Annotated in this window: 4 protein-coding genes; 2 read left to right on the top strand and 2 right to left on the bottom strand. The window is 56.0% G+C overall.

All coding sequences use genetic code 11. The features are described from left to right. Positions 1 to 218 precede the first annotated feature (218 nt). Together VQ071_RS12135 and VQ071_RS12130 are read right to left on the bottom strand one after the other, a co-directional pair. Positions 219 to 9,155, bottom strand: coding sequence for a chitobiase/beta-hexosaminidase C-terminal domain-containing protein (locus VQ071_RS12135; protein WP_340514257.1), 8,937 nt, complete (start codon positions 9,153 to 9,155; stop codon positions 219 to 221). A 726-nt stretch (positions 9,156 to 9,881) separates the two neighbouring features. After that, positions 9,882 to 18,500 carry a chitobiase/beta-hexosaminidase C-terminal domain-containing protein gene (locus VQ071_RS12130; RefSeq protein WP_340514256.1) on the bottom strand — a complete coding sequence of 2,873 codons (8,619 nt, stop codon included), beginning with the start codon at positions 18,498 to 18,500 and terminating at the stop codon, positions 9,882 to 9,884. A gap of 1,858 nt (positions 18,501 to 20,358) precedes the next feature. Between VQ071_RS12130 and istA the strand changes: the two genes are divergently transcribed. Both istA and istB read left to right on the top strand, forming a co-directional pair. Next, the gene (istA, locus tag VQ071_RS12125; protein WP_340514255.1) at positions 20,359 to 21,903 is read left to right on the top strand and encodes an IS21 family transposase; all 1,545 of its coding nucleotides are present in this window, start codon (positions 20,359 to 20,361) and stop codon (positions 21,901 to 21,903) included. A gap of 3 nt (positions 21,904 to 21,906) precedes the next feature. Continuing rightward, positions 21,907 to 22,650 carry an IS21-like element helper ATPase IstB gene (gene istB, locus VQ071_RS12120; protein ID WP_340514254.1) on the top strand — a complete coding sequence of 248 codons (744 nt, stop codon included), beginning with the start codon at positions 21,907 to 21,909 and terminating at the stop codon, positions 22,648 to 22,650. Positions 22,651 to 22,763 lie beyond the last annotated feature (113 nt).

Below are 22,763 nucleotides of genomic sequence, written 5' to 3'. Positions count from 1 at the left end.
AATAATATATCAATTAATAGGGGATTAGCATTTGTAACTCTGAATTATAGTATAGGTGGCCTATTCCATCTATTTTATGAAATTCTTTACCTGGTTTGTATCAATATTATGAGAAGTCGCAATACAGAGAAACAACCCTCCCGCGACTCGGCACGGGGAGGGTTGCACAAGTATTGCCGATTCCAGACTTGCTGACAGACTAATCGTTACTGCGCAGTTTAATAGTCCACGTTCAATTCTGCGATACAAGCATTGACCGCGGCCGATGTCAGCGCCTCGAGCCGGACATAACTGGCGCTCGTCGCGGCGAACGTCGCGCTCTTCTCGGTCTCGTCGTTCGCCCAGGTGCCGTTGCTTACGACCTTGGTGAAGTTGACGCCGTCGGAGCTGACGTAGACGTTGTAGGTCAGAATTCGTCCGTTCGCGTTCCCCGACCTCGGCAAGTATCTTACCTGATTGACGTTGTAGGTGCCGCCCAGATCAAGCGTAACATACTGCGGCAGCGGCAACATCGTCGAGTATTGGCTGTCCCAGAACGTGTCGCTGTCGCCGTCGATGACGTAGGATGCCGGTTTGTAAGCATCCGTTGACTCAAAGCTGCTTGCCGTTGCCGTCATTTGCGATTGCTGCACAGTGCCGTGGATCGTATAAGCAGCCGTCGCGACCGCCGAGTCGGTCATGCCCGACTTGATCGCGATCGCCTTGATCGTCTGCGTCGACGCGACGTTGATCGCTCCCGTGTACAGTGTCGAAGCGCTCGTCGGCGTGCTGCCATCTGTCGTGTAGCGAATCGAAGCGCCGGATGTCGCCGTGCTGATCGTCACCGACTGAACGGATGTGTATGTGCCGGCCGCTGGGCTAAACGTCGGCGTCGCCACCTGCTGTTGTCCGCCGCCGCTACCGACATAGTCCACGTTCAGTTCCGCAATACAAGCATTGATTGCAGCCGACGTCAATGCCTCGAGCCGGATGTAGCTGGCGCTCGTCGCGGCGAACGTCGCACTCTTCTCGGTCTCGTCATTCGCCCAGGTACCGTTATTCACGACCTTGGTGAAGTTAACGCCGTCGGAGCTGACGTAGACGTTGTAGGTCAAGATCCGTCCGTTCGCGTTCCCCGACCTCGGCAAGTATCTTACCTGATTGACGTTGTAGGTGCCGCCCAGATTCAGCGTGATCGATTGCGGCAGCGGCAGTTCAGGCCAATATTGGCTGTCCCAGATCGTGTTGCTGTCTCCGTCGATAGCGTTAGCTGCCTCCGCGTAGACGCCCGGCTGGGCGCTGCTCGCCGTCGCCGACATTTGCGCTTGCGGCACAGTGCCTCCAGTTGAGGCGCTGTTGATCGTGTATGCAGCCGTCGCGACAGCCGAGTCGGTCATGCCCGACTTGAGCGCGATCGCCTTGATCGTCTGCGTCGATGCGACATTGATCGCGCCTGTGTACAGCGTCGAAGCGCTTGTCGGTGTGCTTCCGTCCGTCGTGTAGCGGATCGAAGCGCCGGATGTCGCCGTGCTGATCGTCACCGACTGTGCGGACGTGTACGTTCCCGCAGCAGGGCTGAAGGTCGGCGTCACTACCTGCTGTTGTTCGTTGATCGTATACGCAGCCGTCGCGACAGCCGAGTCGGTCATGCCCGACTTGAGCGCGATCGCCTTGATCGTCTGCGTCGACGCTACGTTAATCGCGCCTGTGTACAGTGTCGAGGCGCTTGTCGGCGTGCTACCGTCCGTCGTGTAGCGGATCGTAGCGCCGGATGTCGTCGTGCTGATCGTCACCGACTGTGCGGACGTGTACGTTCCCGCAGCAGGGCTGAAGGTCGGCGTCACTACCTGCTGTTGCCCGCCGCCGCTTCCTGCATAGTCCACGTTCAATTCTGCGATACAAGCATTGACCGCGGCCGACGTCAGCGCCTCGAGCCGGACATAACTGGCGCTCGTCGCGGCGAACGTCGCGCTCTTCTCGGTCTCGTCGTTCGCCCAGGTGCCGTTGCTCACGACCTTGGTGAAGTTGACGCCGTCGGAGCTGACGTAGACGTTGTAGGTCAGAATTCGTCCGTTCGCGTTCCCCGACCTCGGCAAGTATCTTACCTGATTGACGTTGTAGGTGCCGCCCAGATCAAGCGTAACATACTGCGGCAGCGGCAACATCGTCGAGTATTGGCTGTCCCAGAACGTGTCGCTGTCGCCGTCGATGACGTAAGACGCCGGTTTGTAGGCATCCGTCGATTCGAAGCTGCTCGCCGTCGCCGTCATTTGCGATTGCTGCACGGTACCTCCGGTTGTCACGCTGTTGATCGTATACGCAGCCGTCGCGACCGCCGAGTCGGTCATGCCCGACTTCAGCGCGATTGCTTTAATGGTCTGCGTCGACGCGACGTTGATCGCTCCCGTGTACAGCGTCGACGAGCTTGTCGGCGTGCTGCCGTCCGTCGTGTAGCGGATCGCAGCGCCGGACGTTGCCGTGCCGATCGTTACCGACTGCGCGGACGTGTACGTTCCCGCAGCAGGGCTGAACGTCGGCGTTGCTACTTGCTGTTGTCCGCCGATCGTATACGCAGCCGTCGCGACAGCCGAGTCGGTCATGCCCGACTTCAGCGCGATTGCTTTAATGGTCTGCGTCGACGCGACGTTGATCGCGCCTGTGTACAGCGTCGACGAGCTTGTCGGCGTGCTGCCGTCCGTCGTGTAGCGGATCGCAGCGCCGGACGTTGCCGTGCTGATCGTTACCGACTGCGCGGACGTGTACGTTCCCGCAGCAGGGCTGAACGTCGGCGTCGCCACGATCTGAGCCGTCAACTCGAGCTTGACGGTTACCGACTTAACGTTCTCCACATTGCCAGCTTTATCTGTCGAACGATACTGGAAGGTGTACTCGCCGTTCTGATTAATCGTGACAGGTGTGGAATACGTCGCCCATGTTGAACCGCCGTTCAGGCTGTATTCCGTCTTCTTCACCCCTGACGCATCGTCCGTCGCAGTCAAAGTGATCGTTACCGGATGTACGTACCCTCCGTTCTGACCGTCCGGCTGTTCCGGGGATAGATGAGCCGTCGTCACAGGCGCCACGGCATCAGGCGAAGACGGGAGCGACGTAAGATCCGTCAGAATCAGATCGCCGAACTGATACGGATTTTTGCCTGTGGCAATCCCATACATGTAGCTCAGCCAGCCGGTGCGGCCAAAGCCGTTGTTATTGTTCACCAGCAGCGTGAAGCCCAGGTCGGTACCGTCAGCAGACGGATTCGTGATCCCGAAGTTGCTCCAAGGGAAGGCCATCAGGTAGTACGTCGTCTTCGTGTCCGCATCCCGGTAGAAATTGTACTTGATGTTCGGGTTCATTCCGCCGGTTTCGTTGCCCAGAGCCGAACCGGTCGGCAGCAAGCCTCCCGTGTAGCGCAGGTGTTCCTTACCGGAGCTGAAACCGCCGGCTCTGGTCGGGTCGAAGGAGAGCTGGATGCTGTCGAAGCCCCACGCATCAAGACCGCTATTGGCCGTGTTGACATGAGCGCTGTCCTTGACTGCCGCGGCGATGTACAGGTAGTTGCTATCCCACTTGACATACTGATTCAGCGAGAAATTGTCCTCACCGGGATAAGCGGCGCCTGCATTGGTATACTGCTCCTCTCCCAGATGAACCTTCGACGCGTTGTCCCACTGGCTGGCGTCGAAAGGCTGGCTGACATTAATAGCTCCGTCGGTCTTCGGAATCGTCAGCCCGCTCATTGGCCGATCGACGTCCTTGATATAGCCGTCTTCGCGGGTGATCTCGAAGACCAGGCTCGTCAGCGTCATCGTGCTGATCGGCACGTTCGGGATGACTACTTTTTGGGTAGCGCCCGGCAACAGTTGGCCAAAGGAGGCCGTGCCAATGACCGTGCCGCCGCTATCCTTGACCGTCACTTGACCGGGAGCGAACGTAGCGCTCGCTTTCTTGTTGGTGAAGGATACATCGGCATCCCAACTCAGAGTTGCGGCATTGTACACCGGATAGATGGACACGCCGAAGCTGTCATCGGTATTTTTTACCGGAACGACGAGCGGGGCCTGATTCTGCACCGGATGACCCGCGCCGTCCGCAGGCTGAATGCTGACACTGTCGGAGGTGCGCACGTAGCTGTCGGGCACATGCAGCACGAGGGTATCCGTGGAAGCGCCTGCGGCGAAGGTGCCGCCGGAGACGACCGTCCAGCCGTCCGGCATGCTGACCTGATACTGACCGGCCATGTTCACTGCCGCGTTATTGTCGCGGTCGATCTTGATCGACACATTTTGGCCTGGAGCTACTGATGCGGTGCCCAGATTGTCATAGTTCAGATTAAACAGCGGATCGGTCTGAATCGGACCTTCCAGCACGCGCACATAGTCCACATACATATCCGACTTGTTGCCGTAACGCTCGAAGCCATACCCTTCCGGATAAGCGCCGGAATTGGTGATCGCGTTGTTAATCATGAAGAAATTGCCGTCCCGATAGGACAGTGGCAAGGTTTTCTCCCGACCCACTTGCTCGCCGTCGAAGTAATAGTAAGTGAAATCCTTGGCGATATAGACACCGTACGTATGGAAGCCCATCATGACGTTGCCTACGCCGGGAGCGGTGATCGCCTCGGTGTCGATGGTGCCCAAGGTGCCGCCCAGACCGGTCTCGTAGTTCCACTGATGCGTATTCACCTGGTAACCGACGGAAGGCAGCCAAGTTTCATTGATATCCAACTCGTCGGCGCCGGCATGACCGGCATGGTTATTGAAGTTGGACATTGTCCAGAATGCAGGCCACTGAGACGGGTTGGCCGGGAAGAACATCCGAACTTCAAAATACTGATCGCGATTGCCGTTTGTCCAGAAACCGCTGCCATCGTCATGGGCGCTGGAGAGGAATCCCGTAGAGAAATTCCGCTCGTAGTAGTCCACCGATTTCGGCAGTTTCTGATCGTACTTCGTGGTCGTAATCCTTAAATAGCTCTCCGCCTGGCTGAATGGATTATAGGCCGAGTTCGGGTTGGCGAACAGCGCTTCGCCATAATCCTGGTAGTCCGGCTTGTGAGCAGCGTAGGTCGTGCCGCTGCCGGTGTAGCTGATAGAAGGCATGGTGTTGAAGTCGTCCGCAAAGACGGTATGCAAGCCTTTGCCCTGAGCCACAGCGGGCAGAATGCTGTCGGCAGGCAGACCGACGTTCCAATCCTGACCGCCGCTGTTCCAGAAGTTGAAGTAGCCATCGGCCGTCTTGCCGGCTGGCGTGGAGGCTACGACTCTGACGCTGACCGGACCATGCGGCATCTGATCGGCGTTGATGGTGACGGAGCCGATCCCGTTCTGATTCAGGCTGACCGGCCCCACCTCTACGAGATAGCCGTGGGTATCGGGGTGAGCAGCGTCCGGCGCATGGATCACTTGCGCTTTAGCCGATGTGTAGCCGCCCAGCGCTACAAACTGCAGCGTCGTATTGCCGCTGATAGTCGAGCGGTACAACGACGGATCCGTCAAGGAGACGATGTTGCTCGGCGGCAACAGTGGCGTATTGACCGCGATCGTCATGACCGGATAGTTAAGACCGTTCGATACTGGCGTGACCTTAATGACGCCCTTGGTGCTGCTATAGTCCGCAGGCACCGTTACTGTAATGTGATCTTCAGAGCTATCAGCCGCGAAGTTCACATTGGCGAGGGCAGCGAAGCCATCAGGCAAGGTGACTTTATAGTAGCCGGACAGTTCCTGAGCCGAGTCATTGCGTGTGATCGGAATGGCCAAATCCTGCCCCTGCGTACCGTTGACAGAAGCTGGCGCGGTGAACTGAGCCGTCACAGGAACATACATATAAGCGAACTCATCCAGTTTCAAATAGCTGCGGTCCTCTCCGGCAGGCAATTGCGACGGGCTGAGCGCGAAATATTTGACTGTGACAATATGCGGTCCGGCTTGCAGACCGGCCTGTCGGAACAGCAAGGTGTGCTCGGCGCCTGGCCAGGATGCGTTAGGACTGTTGACATTGACGGTGGAGGCCAGCGTGCCGTCAACGAAAAACTGGACCGTGCCGGACGTGTTCATCTTGCTGCCGTAAATCGATACTTCCGTTCCCGTGAATTTGAAGTCCAGCGAAGCGTCGCCGGCCGTGTACATCCAGGTGCCGTCTCGCCACCAACCGCCGTTCAGGTTCGTGAAGTAGGTGCCCGTTTGCACTTGAGACCAATGACCTTGGCCGTTGCCCGGATAGGTATCGGCATTGACCTTGGTCAACGTGCCTTGAACGGTGGACGCCGTCTCGTTAAAATCGACCCCGGCGATCTTCAAGACGCCTGTCCCGGTCGCTTCTACACGCAGCGTATGCTCCGATGTCGTCAGACCGCTGGCGCTGAACACACGCAGGTTAGGCGTATTTCCTTTGGAGTCATAGTTGCCCTGAGGCGCGCCGTCCAAATAGACGGTAAACGGAGCGCCCTCGCTCTGATAATCGACGGACAGCGCTACCGCGTCGCCGGTAAATTTGAAGTCCACGTGCTGGCCGGCCTGGGCGTTTGTATACATCCAGGCGAAATTATCCGACCACCAGCCGCCAGCGAAGGTGAAGTATGAGGGCTGCGTGCTCGTATCAAAGCCCGGATTGTTCGGCCAGTCATTGGCCCACGGACCGTTGTTCCCCCCGCTCGTATTCACATAAGGGTAGGTGGCGCTATTGATATGCTTCACCTGGTCCCCGGTAATGGCCGGCGCCTCTGCAGGATCAGGCGACTTCACCGTAACCTTGAGCGGCTTCGTCACGCCCGAACCCTGCGGAGGCGTGATCGTGATCGTATCCGTCACGCCCCGCCAGGACGAATCGGACGGGACCTGAATCTGAATGTCGTCCACGGGCCGCATAACCGGAGAAGAACTGGCGATAACCTGGTACCCATTCGGATAGCTGGGCAAGGAGATGCCATAGTCGCCGTAAGTGGAGCCGGAAGCGGCATTGCGATCCACCAGAATATGAATGATATCGCCCGGCTTGATCGGACCGTCCGGAGATACCTGGTAATAATTATTTTCCAAGGTATACTTCGGAACCGAGTTGTCTTCGTGGTACCAATACTTGAAATTGCTCAGTCGGGTGTAGCGGCCGGTGGACGCGCCCCCCGCTTCTTGGATAGTTACCACGTGATCCTGATCCTGCCCCGTCGGGTCCGACCAGGTATAGGCAACGGCGTTGGCCGTGGCAGCGGCGTGGGTGTCATAGGTTTGCGTGTTTGCGCCGTCTACCGAAACGGTGACCGGCCAGCCCTCGGGGCCGTTCGTGACGTCCAGCTCGAAGCTGTTGCCGTGGAAGTTGAACTTCACCGTGCCGGCATTGGTCGCATCGTCATACATCCAGGACCAACCGTCGTTCCACCAATTGCCCTTGACGAAGGTGAAATAGTTCTTCTCGTTGGCGGACGCATCATAGCTGTTCCAACTGCCTGCACCGGCGCCGCCGGTGGCGCGGAAAGGATAGGTGGCGCGGTTGACATCAACCAGGGTGCCCCGATCGCTCTCAGTGATCAGCTTGATCGTAATAGCCGGCTGATAGACCGTATGATTGTCGCCATAGGTCACGCCAATCACGACCTGGCTGTCAGTCGGGATACTATCGGGAGCCAGGAAGGTCAATTGATCCTGCGCGCTTCCTGCCTGGAACGGGATGTTCACAGTTGTGCCGGTTACCGCAGCCAACTCGTTGGTGGCCCGATCCAGCACCTTCCAGCCATTGTTAGGGAAGGTTACGTTGTAAGTGCCGGCAACAGCCTGCGCGGCAGCGTTGCGATTGATGTTCGCCTTGACATAGTCGCCGGGGAAGGCGCTGACCGATGTGAGAGGCGTCTCGAACCGCGGCGTGTTGTCGGTATCCTCATAGACGCGCACCCAATCGATATAATCGTAGGCGGAATTGCCGTAGCGGGTGAAGCCCATCGGCTGTTGATCCGAACCGAAGGTGTCCGCGCCTTCTTGCGGAATACCGAAATGGTCGGACAAGCCGCCGTTAAAAATGAAGTAGCTGCCTTTTTCCCAGCTCACTTCTGTTGTAGGCGTAGTGAACACAGGAATGTTGTCAAAATAGTACGTCGTCGTCTGCTCCGTGACCAGCAAGCCGAAGGTGTGGAAGCCCATGGCAATGTTGATGTTGGACCAGGCGGGCGTGTCGATGTTATTCCATGTGCCCGCGTTCTTGCCGGTACTGTAGTTCCACTGATGAGTAGTGGTTTGATAGCCGTCAGGCGTACCCAGGTAGCTTTCGTTGATATCAAGCTCATCGGTTGGCGTGCCGAAAACCGGGGACAGCGAGCCGTCGGAGCCCACCGCACCGTTGGAGGTCAGCAGCCAAAAAGCAGGCCAGTGAGCCGGGTTAGGACCGACGAACATACGAGCCTCGAAATACTGGTTGTGACCGCCGGAGGTGTGGAAGCCCGAACCATCCTGCCCCAAGCTGGACAGATAGCCTGTCGTGGACTTCTGGCCCCAATAATTGGATGCGCCAGGGACGTTGCCCTCCGGCCAGTACGTGGTGGTGAGCTTCATATACTCATTATCGACCAGAGAAAATGGATCGTACTTGCTGCCGTCATGGTCGGCAAAATAGGACCAGCCAAACATTCCGCCTCTGGCCTCATCTACCTTGCGGGTCGCATAGGAGTGAGCCGCGTCGGCAGCGATGGCGGTGTTTTGCGCGCTGGAACCCCTACCGTTGCCGGCAACGGACAGGGCGGGCATGGATTTGAAATCATCCGCATAGGTGATGCTCATGCCCTGGGTCACGGGGTTGACCGGAGCTTCATTGAGCCCTGTCTTCCACGCCACGCCTACCGTGTTATAGTACTGGGCGTAGGCTGTGTCTACAAGGTTGTTTTGTGCGTTGTAGACATCGATGCGAATGGCGATTGGGCCCTTGGGGAACTGGCTGGCCGGGAATACGAAGCTGCCGGCGCCGTTCGCCAAGGTCACGTCCGCCACCAGATCCTTGGTGCCATTCGTATTGATCTGGCTAGGATCCGAAGGCTGCTTCTGGCTCCAGACTTTGGCCGTCGCGCCCGTCGCGTTGGTGAAAGTAACGGTCACATTATCAGTGGTCAGATTACTCCTCAACGCCGGAGACAGAACATCGGTGCGGTTAGCCGGTACCGCTGCATGAGCGGTCTGCATGTTGAAGTTCAAGCTTGCAAAGCTCGCAAATACCATAATAAACACCAATAAAATGGTTGTAGAGCGATGTATTCGCCTAAGTTTACGTATCACTGTCACTCTGTTATGCCTCCCGATTATGTTTTGGATATCATTCCAATCTTCAGTTTGCTTCTCCACGATCGTCATCTCCGGAAGAAGCCGTCCCAAGCCGGGCGACAGTTCTGCCGCCGCGCCCTCTTAATCTCTGGATATGATTCCGATAAAATCTACCTAATTCCCTCCTCTTGTTAGCGATGATTTGCTCCACGCCTTGTCCTGTCCAGTTTCTCTCTACTGTAGGCCCTTCGATGGTTCAGATGAAGGTCGAACTGCCTGGATGTGTCCGTCCATCGGATAAAACGCTTTCATTCCAATCTGCACATCGCCTCCTTTGTGTGCTCTATTATAGCTGCAGCCCAAATTACCACCTATGAAAATTCGAGCTGCCTGTCTATCAATAATTTGATATTCGATCCCGGCGCCTCGATCAGCCACGACCAACTGCCGAAGAACTCAACGCGGTCTTACAGGACAGAGTCAGGCAATCAAAAACGACAACTGGTATCACTGCTGCAGTCAGAACAAAGAGGCTGCCTCAATAGGTTCTAAAACGAACTGTGAGAGACAGCCTCTATTGTTAAATGGAACTTTGTTTAACGCTTACCGCACATCAGTTATGATGCCAGTTTGGTAGCACCGTCGTGTCGACATTGCGGGTTACGGAATCAATTCGAACAAGCGCCAGATGATGACCGCAGACTGGGCCCTAGTCGCCAAACTTCGTGGCGCGAAATTGCCGTCGCCCATCCCGGTAATGATGCCTGCACTCTGAATCGCTTGAACCGCATCTGCCGCATATGCCGATATTTGCGCATAGTCGCCAAACGTTGCGCTCGCGCTACTGCCAAGATCGGCTTGAACCGCTTGCGCCGCTCTGTAGATGAGAACCGCCATCTCCTGTCTTGTAATCGGCGAGTCCCCCTTAAAGCTGCCGTCAGTAAGGCCGGTTACAATACCCATTCTTGCTGCCGATGCCACAGCGTTGTAGTACCAAACGCCTGTTTTGACGTCGCTGAACGTACTGACGGCGCTATCGTCGACAAGATCGAGCATGTTCATCAGCATCGTTGTGAATTCGGCTCTCGTTACCTGAGTGTTCGGCGCGAATTTCTCTCCGCCAATGCCCGTCACCATCGATCTTGCTGCGAGTCCCTCAATATCGGATTTCGCCCATGGCACCGACGCCAGGTCGGCAAACGTTACGTTATTGCTGGCGGCGGCATATTTGCTGAAATGCGATGCTTTAAACGTAACCGTACCCGTCGCGGTATCGTACTTCGCATTTTGTACAATGTTCAGTTTGCCGTCATCGCCGATGTAATAAATCACGACCTGATTCGGGGTTTCCCCTGGCTTTAACGTATAGTTCAGTTTGACCGTCACAGCTTGCCCTTCGAATTTGGTAATCTTGTTCCCGTCAACGCTAAGATTGAAATCGTAAACGGGATTGTCGCCGATGGCCGCCTTCACATTATCCGAAAGCAACGACGCATCGACAAGACGAACCGATAATTTAACCTTACCGGACGAATCCGAAATTTCCTTCAGCTTATCCGGCGACAGTGTAACTACAACCAGGCCTGCATCGATTTCCAGCTGACCTTTGCCCGCCGCTTTCAACGAGGATGCCGGAAGGTTCAAATCAAATCCTTGAGCCGAAGGATCGATGTCCAGCTTGATCTTCACAGTCGAATTGCCTGCACTTGACAATGCGGCATTCAAATTGTCCGCATTGACATCCGCATGGGCGATCTTATCGCCGTCCAGCGTTAAACTGACTTTTAGCGTTCCCGAATTCGGGGACGGAGTTGTCGTTACAGGCGCCGTGGAAGCGGACGAGGAAGATCCTCCGCCGATCGTATACGCCGCCGTCGCGACGGCCGAGTCGGTCATACCCGACTTGATCGCGATCGCCTTGATCGTCTGCGTCGACGCGACGTTGATCGCGCCTGTGTACAGCGTCGAGGCGCTTGTCGGCGTGCTGCCGTCCGTCGTGTAGCGGATCGCAGCGCCCGACGTCGCCGTGCCGATCGTCACCGACTGCGCGGACGTGTACGTTCCCGCAGCGGGGCTGAAGGTCGGCGTCGCCGCCCGCTGGTCTCCGCTGTTGATCGTATACGCCGCCGTCGCGACGGCCGAGTCGGTCATGCCCGACTTGATCGCGATCGCCTTGATCGTCTGCGTCGACGTGACGTTGATCGCTCCCGTGTACAGCGTCGAGGCGCTTGTCGGCGTGCTGCCGTCTGTCGTGTAGCGGATCGCAGCGCCCGACGTCGCCGTGCCGATCGTTACCGACTGTGCGGATGTGTACGTTCCCGCAGCGGGGCTGAAGGTCGGCGTCGCCGCCAGCTGGTCTCCGCTGTTGATCGTATACGCTGCCGTCGCGACGGCCGAGTCGGTCATGCCCGACTTGATCGCGATCGCCTTGATCGTCTGTGTCGACGCGACGTTGATCGCTCCCGTGTACAGCGTCGAGGCGCTTGTCGGCGTGCTGCCGTCCGTCGTGTAGCGGATCGCAGCGCCCGACGTCGCCGTGCCGATCGTCACCGACTGTGCGGATGTGTACGTTCCCGCAGCGGGGCTGAAGGTCGGCGTCGCGACAGTCTGTACCGCCAATTCAAGCTTGACGGTTACCGACTTAATGTTCTCCACATTGCCCGCATTATCTGTCGAACGATACTGAATCGTGTATTCGCCGTTCTGATTGATTGTGACAGGAGCGGAATACGTCACCCATGTGGAACCGCCGTCCAGGCTGTATTCCGTCTTCTTCACCCCTGACGCGTCGTCCGTCGCAGTCAACGTGATCGTTACCGGATGGGCGTACCCTCCGTTCTGACCGTCCGGCTGTTCCGGAGACAGTTGCGCCGTCGTCACAGGCGCCGTGGAGTCGGGCGAGGACGAGAGCGACGTCAGATTCGTCAGGATCAGATCGCCGAACTGATACGGGTTCTTGCCTGTCGCGATCCCGTACATGTAGCTCAGCCAGCCGGTGCGGCCAAAGCCGTCGTTGTTGTTCACCAGCAGCGTGAAGCCCAGGTCGGTGCCGTCAGCGGACGGATTCGTGATGCCGAAGTTGCTCCAAGGGAAGGCCATCAGATAATACGTCGTCTGGGTTGCCGCATCCCGGTAGAAATTGTACTTGATGTTCGGGTTCATCCCGCCGGTTTCATTGCCCAGCGCCGCGCCGGTTGTCAGCAAACCGCCCGTGTAGCGCTGGTGTTCCTTACCGGAGCTAAATCCGCCTGCCCGGGTCGGATCGAAGGAGAGCTGGATGCTGTCGAAGCCCCACGCATCAAGACCGCTCGTAGCCGTGTTGACATGGGCGCTGTCCTTGACCGCCGCGGCGATGTACAGGTAGCTGTTATCCCACTTGACATACTGGTTCAGCGAGAATTTGTCCTCTCCGGGATAAGCGGTGCCATTATTGGTGTACTGCGCCTCGCCCAGATGAACCTTCGACGCGCTGTTCCACTGGCTGGCGTCAAATGGCTGGCTAACGTCAATCGCGCCGCTCGTCTTTGGAACCGTCAGATTGCTCATTGGCCGGTCGACGTCCTTGATATAGCCGTCTTCGCGGGTGATCTCGAAGACCAGGCTCGTCAGCGTCATCGTGTTGATCGGCACGTTCGGGATGACTACTTTTTGGGTAGCGCCCGGCAGCAACTGACCAAAGGAAGCCGTGCCGATGACCGTGCCACCGCTATCCTTGACCGTCACTTGACCAGGAGCGAAGGTCGCGCCCGCTTTTTTGTTGGTGAATGATACCACGGCATCCCAACCCGAGGTTGCGGCATTGTACGCCGGATAGATGGACACGCCGAAGCTGTCGTCGGTATTCTTCACAGGAACGATCAACGGTTCCTGATTCGGCACCGATTGGCCGGCGCTGTCCGCAGGCTGAATGCTGACGCTGTCGGAAGTGCGCACATAGCTGTCAGGCACATGCAGCACGAGGGTATCCGTGGAAGCGCCTGCGGCGAAGGTGCCGCCGGAGACGACCGTCCAACCGTCCGGCAGGCTCACTTGATACTGACCGGCCATGCTCGTTGCCGCGCTATTGGCGCGGTCGATCTTGATCGACACATTTTGTCCCGGAGCTACCGATACGGCGCCCAGATTGTCATAGTCCAGATAAAACAGCGGATCGGCAGGCGGCGGGCCTTCCAACACGCGCACATAATCCACATACATCTCCGACTGGTTGCCGTAACGCTCGAAGCCATACCCTTCCGGATATGCGCTCGAATTGGTGATTGCGTTGTTAATCATGAAGAAGTTGCCGTCCCGATAGGACAGTGGCAAGGTTTTCTCCCGACCCACTTGCTCGCCGTCGAAGTAATAGTAAGTGAAATCCTTGGCGATATAGACACCGTACGTATGGAAGCCCATCATGACGTTGCCTACGCCGGGAGCGGTGATCGCCTCGGTGTCGATGGTGCCCAAGGTGCCGCCCAGACCGGTCTCGTAACTCCACTGATGCGTATTGACCTGATAACCGACGGAAGGCAGCCACGTTTCATTGATATCCAGTTCGTCGGTACCGACATGACCGGCATGGTTATTGAAGTTGGACAGCGTCCAGAATGCCGGCCACTGCGACGGGTTGGCCGGCAAGAACATCCGCACTTCAAAATACTGGTCGCGGTTGCCGTGCGTCCAGAAGCCGGTGCCGTCGTCATGCGCGCTGGAGAGGAATCCCGTCGAGAAGTTCCGCTCGTAGTAATCCACCGACTTGGGCAGCTTCTGGTCATACTTGGTGGTTGTAATTCTCAAATAGTCCTCTGCCTGGCTGAATGGATTATAGGTCGAGTTCGGGTTGGCGAACAGCGCTTCGCCATAATCCTGATAGTCCGGCTTGTGCGCGGCATAGGTCGCGCCGCTGCCGGTGTAGCTGATGGAAGGCATCGTATTGAAGTCGTCCGCGAAGACGGTGCTTAAGCCCTTGCCCTGAGCTGCAGCAGGCAGAACGTTGTCGGCAGGCAGACCGACGTTCCAATCCTGACCGCCGCTGTTCCAGAAGTTGAAGTAGCCATCGGCCGTCTTGCCGGCTGGCGTGGAGGCTACGACTCTGACGCTGACCGGACCATGCGGCATCTGATCGGCGTTGATGGTGACGGAGCCGATCCCGTTCTGATTCAGGCTGACCGGCCCCACCTCTACGAGATAGCCGTGGGTATCGGGGTGAGCAGCGTCCGGCGCATGGATCACTTGCGCTTTAGCCGATGTGTAGCCGCCCAGCGCTACAAACTGCAGCGTCGTATTGCCGCTGATAGTCGAGCGGTACAACGACGGATCCGTCAAGGAGACGATGTTGCTCGGCGGCAACAGTGGCGTATTGACCGCGATCGTCATGACCGGATAGTTAAGACCGTTCGATACTGGCGTGACCTTAATGACGCCCTTGGTGCTGCTATAGTCCGCAGGCACCGGCACCGTGATATTGTCTTGGGCGCTGCCGGCCGCGAAGCTCACATTGGCGATGGCGGCAAAGCCGTCGGGCAAGGCGACTTTATAGGAGCCGGACAGTTCTTGGGCCGAGTCATTGCGGGTAATCGGAATGACCAGCTCCTGCCCCTGCGTGCCGTTGACCGAGGCCGGCGCGGTGAACTGGGCCGTTACGGGCACATACCTATAATCGAACTCGTCCAGCTTCAAATAGCTGCGGGTCTCGCCGGCAGGCATCTGCGACGAATCGAGCGCGAAATATTTGACCGTAACAATATGCGGTCCGGCCTGCAGGCCGGCTTTACGGAATAGCAAGGTGTGTTCCGCTCCCGGCCAAGGAGCGCTCGGATCGTTGACGCTGACGGTGGAGGCCAGAACGCCGTCCACGAAGAACTGGGCCGTGCCGGACGTGTTCATCTTGCTGCCGTAAATCGATACTTCCGTTCCCGTGAAGTTGAAGTCCAGCGAAGCGTCGCCGGCCGTGTACATCCAGGTGCCGTCTCGCCACCAACCGCCGTTCAGGTTCGTGAAGTAGGTGCCCGTTTGCACTTGAGACCAATGACCTTGGCCGTTGCCCGGATAGGTATCGGCATTGACCTTGGTCAGCGTGCCTTGAACGGTGGACGCCGTCTCGTTAAAATCGACCCCGGCGATCTTCAAGACGCCTGTCCCGGTCGCTTCTACACGCAGCGTATGCTCCGATGTCGTCAGACCGCTGGCGCTGAACACACGCAGGTTAGGCGTATTTCCTTTGGAGTCATAGTTGCCTTGAGGCGCGCCGTCCAAATAGACGGTAAACGGAGCTCCCTCGCTCTGATAATCGACGGACAGCGCTACCGCGTCGCCGGTAAATTTGAAGTCCACGTGCTGGCCGGCCTGGGCGTTTGTATACATCCAGGCGAAATTATCCGACCACCAGCCGCCAGCGAAGGTGAAGTATGAGGGCTGCGTGCTCGTATCAAAGCCCGGATTGTTCGGCCAATCATTGGCCCACGGACCGTTGTTCCCCCCGCTCGTATTCACATAAGGGTAGGTGGCGCTATTGATATGCTTCACCTGGTCCCCGGTAATGGCCGGCGCCTCTGCAGGATCAGGCGACTTCACCGTAACCTTGAGCGGCTTTGTCACGCCCGAACCCTGCGGAGGCGTGATCGTGATCGTATCCGTCACGCCCCGCCAGGACGAATCGGACGGGACCTGAATCTGAATGTCGTCCACAGGCCGCATAACTGGAGAATATTGGGCGATAATTTTGTAGCCGTTATTGTCATATTCGGGATGACTGGGCAAGGAGATGCCATAGTCGCCGTAAGTGGAGCCGGAAGCGGCATTGCGATCCACCAGAATATGAATGATATCGCCCGGCTTGATCGGACCGTCCGGAGATACCTGGTAATAATTATTTTCCAAGGTATACTTCGCAACCGAGTTGTCTTCGTGGTACCAATACTTGAAATTGCTCAGTCGGGTGTAGCGGCCGGTGGACGCGCCCCCCGCTTCTTGGATAGTTACCACGTGATCCTGATCCTGCCCCGTCGGGTCCGACCAGGTATAGGCAACGGCGTTGGCCGTGGCAGCGGCGTGGGTGTCATAGGTTTGCGTGTTTGCGCCGTCTACCGAAACGGTGACCGGCCAGCCCTCGGGGCCGTTCGTGACGTCCAGCTCGAAGCTGTTGCCGTGGAAGTTGAACTTCACCGTGCCGGCATTGGTCGCGTCGTCATACATCCAGGACCAACCGTCGTTCCACCAATTGCCCTTGACGAAGGTGAAATAGTTCTTCTCGTTGACGGACGCATCATAGCTGTTCCAACTGCCTGCACCGGCGCCGCCGGTGGCGCGGAAAGGATAGGTGGCGCGGTTGACATCAACCAGGGTGCCCCGATCGCTCTCAGTGATCAGCTTGATCGTAATAGCCGGCTGATACACCGTATGATTGTCGCCATAGGTCACGCCAATCACGACCTGGCTGTCAGTCGGGATACTATCGGGAGCCAGGAAGGTCAATTGATCCTGCGCGCTTCCTGCCTCGAACGAGATGTCCGCCGTGGTGCCGGTTACCGCCACCAACTCGTTGGTGGACCGATCCAGCACCTTCCAGCCATTGTTAGGGAAGGTTACGTTGTAAGTGCCGGCAACAGCCTGCGCGGCAGCGTTGCGATTGATGTTCGCCTTGACATAGTCGCCGGGGAAGGCGCTGACCGATGTGAGAGGCGTCTCGAACCGCGGCGTGTTGTCGGTATCCTCATAGACGCGCACCCAATCGATATAATCGTCGGCGGAATTCCCATAACGGGTGAAGCCCATCGGCTGGTGATCCGGGCCGAAGGTGTCCGCGCCGTCCTGCGGAATGCCGAAGTGGTCGGACAAGCCGCCGTTCAGAATGAAGTAGTTGCCCTTTTCCCAGCTCACTTCGGTTGTAGGCGTACTGAACACAGGAATGTTGTCGATATAGTATGTGGTCGTCTGCTCTCTGATCATCACGCCGAAGGTGTGGAAACCCATGGCGATGTTGATGTTGGACCAGTCAGGTTTATCGATGTCGTTCCATTGGCCGGCGCCTTTGCCGGTACTGTAGTTCCACTGATGAGAGGTCGTCTGATAGCCGCCAGGCGTACCCAGGTAGCTTTCGTTGATATCAAGCTCATCGGTGGGTGTGCCGAAAACCGGGGCCAGCGAGCCGTTGGAGCTCACCGCGCCGTTGGAGGTCAGCAGCCAGAAAGCAGGCCAGTGAGCCGGGTTGGGACCGACGAACATGCGAGCCTCGAAATACTGGTTGTGGCCGCCGCTCGAATGGAAGCCCGAACCGTCTTGCCCCAGGCTGGACAGGTAGCCGGTGGTGGACTTCTGCCCCCAATAATTGGATGCGCCAGGGACGTTGCCCTCCGGCCAGTACGTGGTGGTCAGCTTCATATACTCGTTATCGGCGATCGCAAACGGATCGTACTTGCTGCCGTCATGGTCGGCAAAATAAGACCAGCCAAACATGCCGCCTCTGGTCTCATCCACCTTGCGGGTGGCATAGGCGTGCGCCGCATCGGCAGCGATGGCGGTGTTGTGCGCGCTGGAGCCCATGCCGTTGCCGGCAACGGACAGACCGGGCATCGTTTTGAAATCGTCCGCAAAGGTGACGTTCATGCCCTGCGTCGCGGGGTTGGCCGGCGCTTCATCAAGCCCGGTCTTCCACGCCACGCCAACCTTGTTGTAATACTGGGCATAGGCAGTGTCTACAAGCTTGCTTTGTGTGTCGTAGACATCGATGCGAATGGCGATAGGCCCTTTGGGGTACTGGTTGGCCGGAAATACGAAGCTGCCGGCGCCGTTCGCCAAGGTTACGTTCGCCACCAGGTCCTTGGTGCCGTTCGTATTGATCTGGCTCGGATCGGAAGGCTGCTTCTGGCTCCAGACTTTGGCCGTCGCTCCCGACGCATTGGTGAAAGTAACGGTCACATCATTGGTTGTCAGGTCGCTCCGCAAGGCCGGAGATTGAACATCGGTGCGGTTGGCCGGCGCGGAACCTGATGGATTGGAGCCGTCATCTCCCGGAGACGTGTTGCCGTTGCTCGCAGTCACTGTAATACCGGCTATAGGAAGATAGGAAAAATCGCCGGTCAGACCGAACAAACGTTCTTCAGTAGGAATCGGGTTTATCGTGAAGGTCTGCGTTTTCCATTTCCCGTCATGAGCAAGCTGGAACTTGGCTGCATCCTGATCGGCTTGCGGCCAATTCCAAGGCCAGTCATAGCTTTGCTTCTTGTACTCCAGGCTAACCGGATGATTGTTCGGATTATCCTGTGCGTCAAAGTACTTTATGGAGACATTCAGATCCATACCTGCGGTATAGCCTTGCGGGGATGACTTAAAGCCGAAATTGATGGCATGATTGCCGTGTATGGAGCCGTACACGAGAGCGCCATGTTTCTCCCCTGTAATGTTGTCTGTAAACACGCCCAAGGTATTCTTCCAATTATGATATAACACACGACCGTCGCCGGCTTCTGCGAAGTCTTCATTAGTGTCGTGGTTGTAATACCTGTCAGTAGGGTTCAACAATTGGACATATTCAGGTTGCCAGGAATATCCCGCCCACATATTCACGGCTGCAGGTTTAATATACGGGTCATTCGGGTTGCTGGTATTATAGGGTTCTACTTGCGATAGAGGACCACTGACTGCCTCGCCGTGCTCATAATCGAAGTTCAAGCTGCCCAAGACCGTGATGCCGTCTGAGCTGCCGTCTGCATGAGCCGTTTGAATACGGACATTCAAGCCCGCGAAGCTCGCAAACACCATCGCGAATGCCAAGAAAATGGTTGTAGAACGATGAATTCGCTTAAGTCCTCGTGTCAATACCACGTTGTTATACCTCCCCGTTTCGATTTGGAAATCATTCTGATCTTTAATTCACTTCGCTAATTAGCAATGATTTGCTCCACATCTTGTCCTGTCCAACTTCTCTCTACTGCGGACCCTCTGATGACTCAGATTGAGGTCAGACTGCCTGGATGTGCCCGTTCAACAGGTAAAACGCTTTCATCCCGATTTGCAATATCGCCCCCTTTGCGAGTCTCATTATAGCTACATCCCAAATTAACGCCTATAAAAATTAGAATTATCTGTCTATCAAAAATTTGATATTCGAACAGACTCAACTTGCTTTTCGTAAATTCCTGAAGAATCGCCAGAAAAGGATTTTCCACAATCCTCTACGAGATAAAGATAAACGTATTCTTTCCTCTGGCACGATTTTGCGTAATCCGATGGGCAAATCGGACCCTTCTCTCAAAAAAATTGTGAAGATAAATAGCGGCAGCATCAAGCTCTTTAATAGAGCCTGGTGCTGCCGCTATTTATTGTTTACCTGCATCCATTCCATACGCTTGAAAGATTCCTTAATAGAAGATATATTCTTATATTTTAGGAAATTGAATCAGAGCAAAGTCTTTATTTTAGGATCAGGCTCATGCCGAGCCTATCCCGACGTGCTTTGCGGGAATACATGGCCCTTGGCAAACCACGCCACGTTGTTGAAGCTGACGCTTACTATCTTCTTTTTTCAGACCATGCCCGATGTCGTAACGGTCGAACAAATGGTGTAAGCCTGAAAGAAATTCAGGAATGGTTCGGGCACAGCCATTACTCCACGACGGCGAACATTTATGCTCACCTGGATTATAGCTCCAAGGTTTCGTCGGCACAGGTCATGAGCAATACGTTGCAGATCCCAAGCAAACAAAAAAGCTCCTGAACCGTCCTAAGGACCGATTCAAGAGCTATTCATTGTAAGAGTGGTGCGGTCGAGAGGACTCGAACCTCCACGGTATTGCTACCACTGGAACCTGAAACTTGCGTGCTAAAGGGAACCGAGCGGAAACTATATCCCTGTACGAGAATCATTTTACCGGGAAACTCCTATGAAATCAAGGGGTTTCGGCGTTTCGCATCGCCCTTCCTTAGTGCCACAAGGCGTCTCGGGAAATCATCAAAAAGTAACCAAAATTGCACGTTTGAGAGAACTCGGTGAATATTCCGCAGTGAATTGAGCCATCGTTCCGGTGAGTGAGAGCCACGTCTCCGGCATTTTTGAGCCACCTGTCCGGATGCTGTGAGCCACCCCCGAAAGCCTCCTGCTAGAATGATTCGTATGCGTTGTTGCATGACAACGCAAATTATTCTCGAGGAGGTCACTATGACCAAATATCGTGAAATCCTGCGGCTGCATAGCCAAGGAATCAGCCAACGTAACATCGCCCTCAGTTGCGCCTGCTCGCGCAACACCGTAGCCAAAATCACTCAACGAGCAGATGAATTAGGCATCGCCTGGCCGTTAGAAAAAGATCTAACGGATGGCGAACTTCGACAACGCCTCTTTGCTGAATCGACTCCAGTCTCGCGGCGGAAACAGCCGGATTACGACTACATCCACAAAGAGATGGCCAAGAGCGGCGTCACGTTAAGCTTGCTTTGGAACGAGTACTGTGAGCAGTGTCGACTAAATCAAGAACTCCCACTTATGTATTCGCAATTCTGCTACCATTACCAGCAATACACGCTGAAATCCAATGCCACAATGCGAATCCAGCGAAAGCCTGGCGAGCAGATCGAGGTGGATTGGGCGGGTCAAACGGCTTCCATCATTGACCGCGACACCGGCGAAATCGTCACCATGTATGTTTTTGTCGGCGTACTCTCCTATAGCCAGTACGCCTACGTAGAGGCCTTCCCCTCGCAAGATCAGGAAAGCTGGATTACCGCCCATAACCACATGTATCGAGCCTTTGGCGGCTCCACGCGTGTGCTCATTCCAGACAACCTGAAGACGGGAGTCGACAAAGCGACGGGGCACGAGCCTGTCATAAACAAGATCTATCACGAGATGGCTGAGCACTACGATACCGCCGTCATCCCGGCTCGCGTGCGTAAACCCAAAGATAAGCCGAATGTAGAAGGATCAGTCGGCGTCGTCTCCACCTGGATTCTGGCTGCGCTACGAAAGCAGCAATGCTTTAGCGCCGCTGAGTTAAATCGAGCGATTCATGAAAAACTTGAAGTCTTGAATGCTAAGCCGTTCCAGAAAAAAGAAGGGAGCAGGCTCAGCGTGTTTACAACAGAAGAAAAACCGTTTCTGCATGCCTTGCCTGCTACCCCCTATGAGATGGCGGTTTGGAAGACCGCCACGGTCCAGTTCAATTATCATATAAGCATAGAGAAAATGCACTACTCCATTCCCTACGAGTACATCAAGCATCGCGTCGATGTTCGAATGACACGAGCTGCTGTCGAGGTGTTCTACCAGAATCATCGGATCTGCTCGCATCCTCGGCTATACGGAAAACCCGGGCAGTACAGTACGGTAGAAGCTCATATGCCGGAAAATCATAAACAATTTATCCAATGGAATGCTCAGCGATTCATCTCCTGGGCAGGGCAAATTGGCCCCTATACAAGCGCTGCTGTACAAGCCATCCTCAGTAGCCATAAAGTGGAGCAGCAGGGTTATAGGAGTTGTATGGGGCTTCTAAAACTGGCCGACAAACACGGCGTTAGCCGACTTGAAGCTGCGTGCGCCAGGGCGCTATCGTATACGCCAAGACCTAGTTTTCAAAGCATCAAGACGATTTTGACGACCGGACAGGATCGCCTCGAGGTGCCAACGCTAGTCGAGAGCCAGACGGCCGCTTCCTCCGAAACCCACAGCTTTATCCGCGGCGCGGATTACTACGGGAGGGGCTAAGTCGTGGTGAATGAACCAACTGTCCGTAAGCTACAAGAAATGCGCCTCGCCACCATGGCGGAGTCCTTCCAAAAGCAATTGCTGGACACCAGCTATCAGGAGCTTTCATTTGAAGAGCGTTTCGGCATGCTGGTGGATCTGGAGTGGTCGCGGCGTAAAAATAATCGTCTGACTTCTTTGATCCGCAAGGCAGACTTTCAGCAATCGGATGCTTGTATCGAGAACATCGAATATCACGCTGACCGCAAGCTGGATCGTACGCAGATCCTCCGTTTGGCAAGCGGCGCCTACATTCACGACAAGCTCAATATGATCATCATGGGCGCTTCAGGTGCAGGGAAGACCTATCTGGCCTGTGCTTTCGGGATCTCCGCCTGCCGCAACTTCCTCCCCGTGAAATACATTCGCTTGCCGGAATTACTCAATGATTTGGCGGTAGCACGCGGGGAAGGCATCTTTGGACGGATGATGAAAGCGTACAAAAAAGTACCGCTGCTTATCCTGGATGAGTGGTTACTCGTATCGCTTAAGGAAAGTGAAGCACGGGACTTACTAGAAATCGTAGAGGCACGTCATCAAACCGGTTCCACCATCTTCTGTTCCCAGTTCGCTCCGGGCGGCTGGCACAGTAAGATTGGCGAAAACACATTGGCGGATGCTATTCTCGACCGTATCGTGCACTCTTCTTACACCATAACGATTGAAGGCACGGACTCCATGCGTAAACGCAAAGGCCTCATCCAATAATCGTTCGGGAGCCGCCGCCACCATACGGGGTGGCTCCCTTTTCCGGAGAGGTGGCTCAATTTTTCTGGAGCACTGGCTCACTCATTACCGGAATGATGGCTCTATTTCATCGT

The sequence above is a fragment of the Cohnella sp. 56 genome, assembly GCF_037963805.1.
In the GTDB taxonomy this organism is placed as follows: Bacteria; Bacillota; Bacilli; order Paenibacillales; family Paenibacillaceae; genus Cohnella.
Note: the sequence above shows the minus strand (reverse complement) of the source record. Positions and strands in the feature narration are given on the sequence as shown.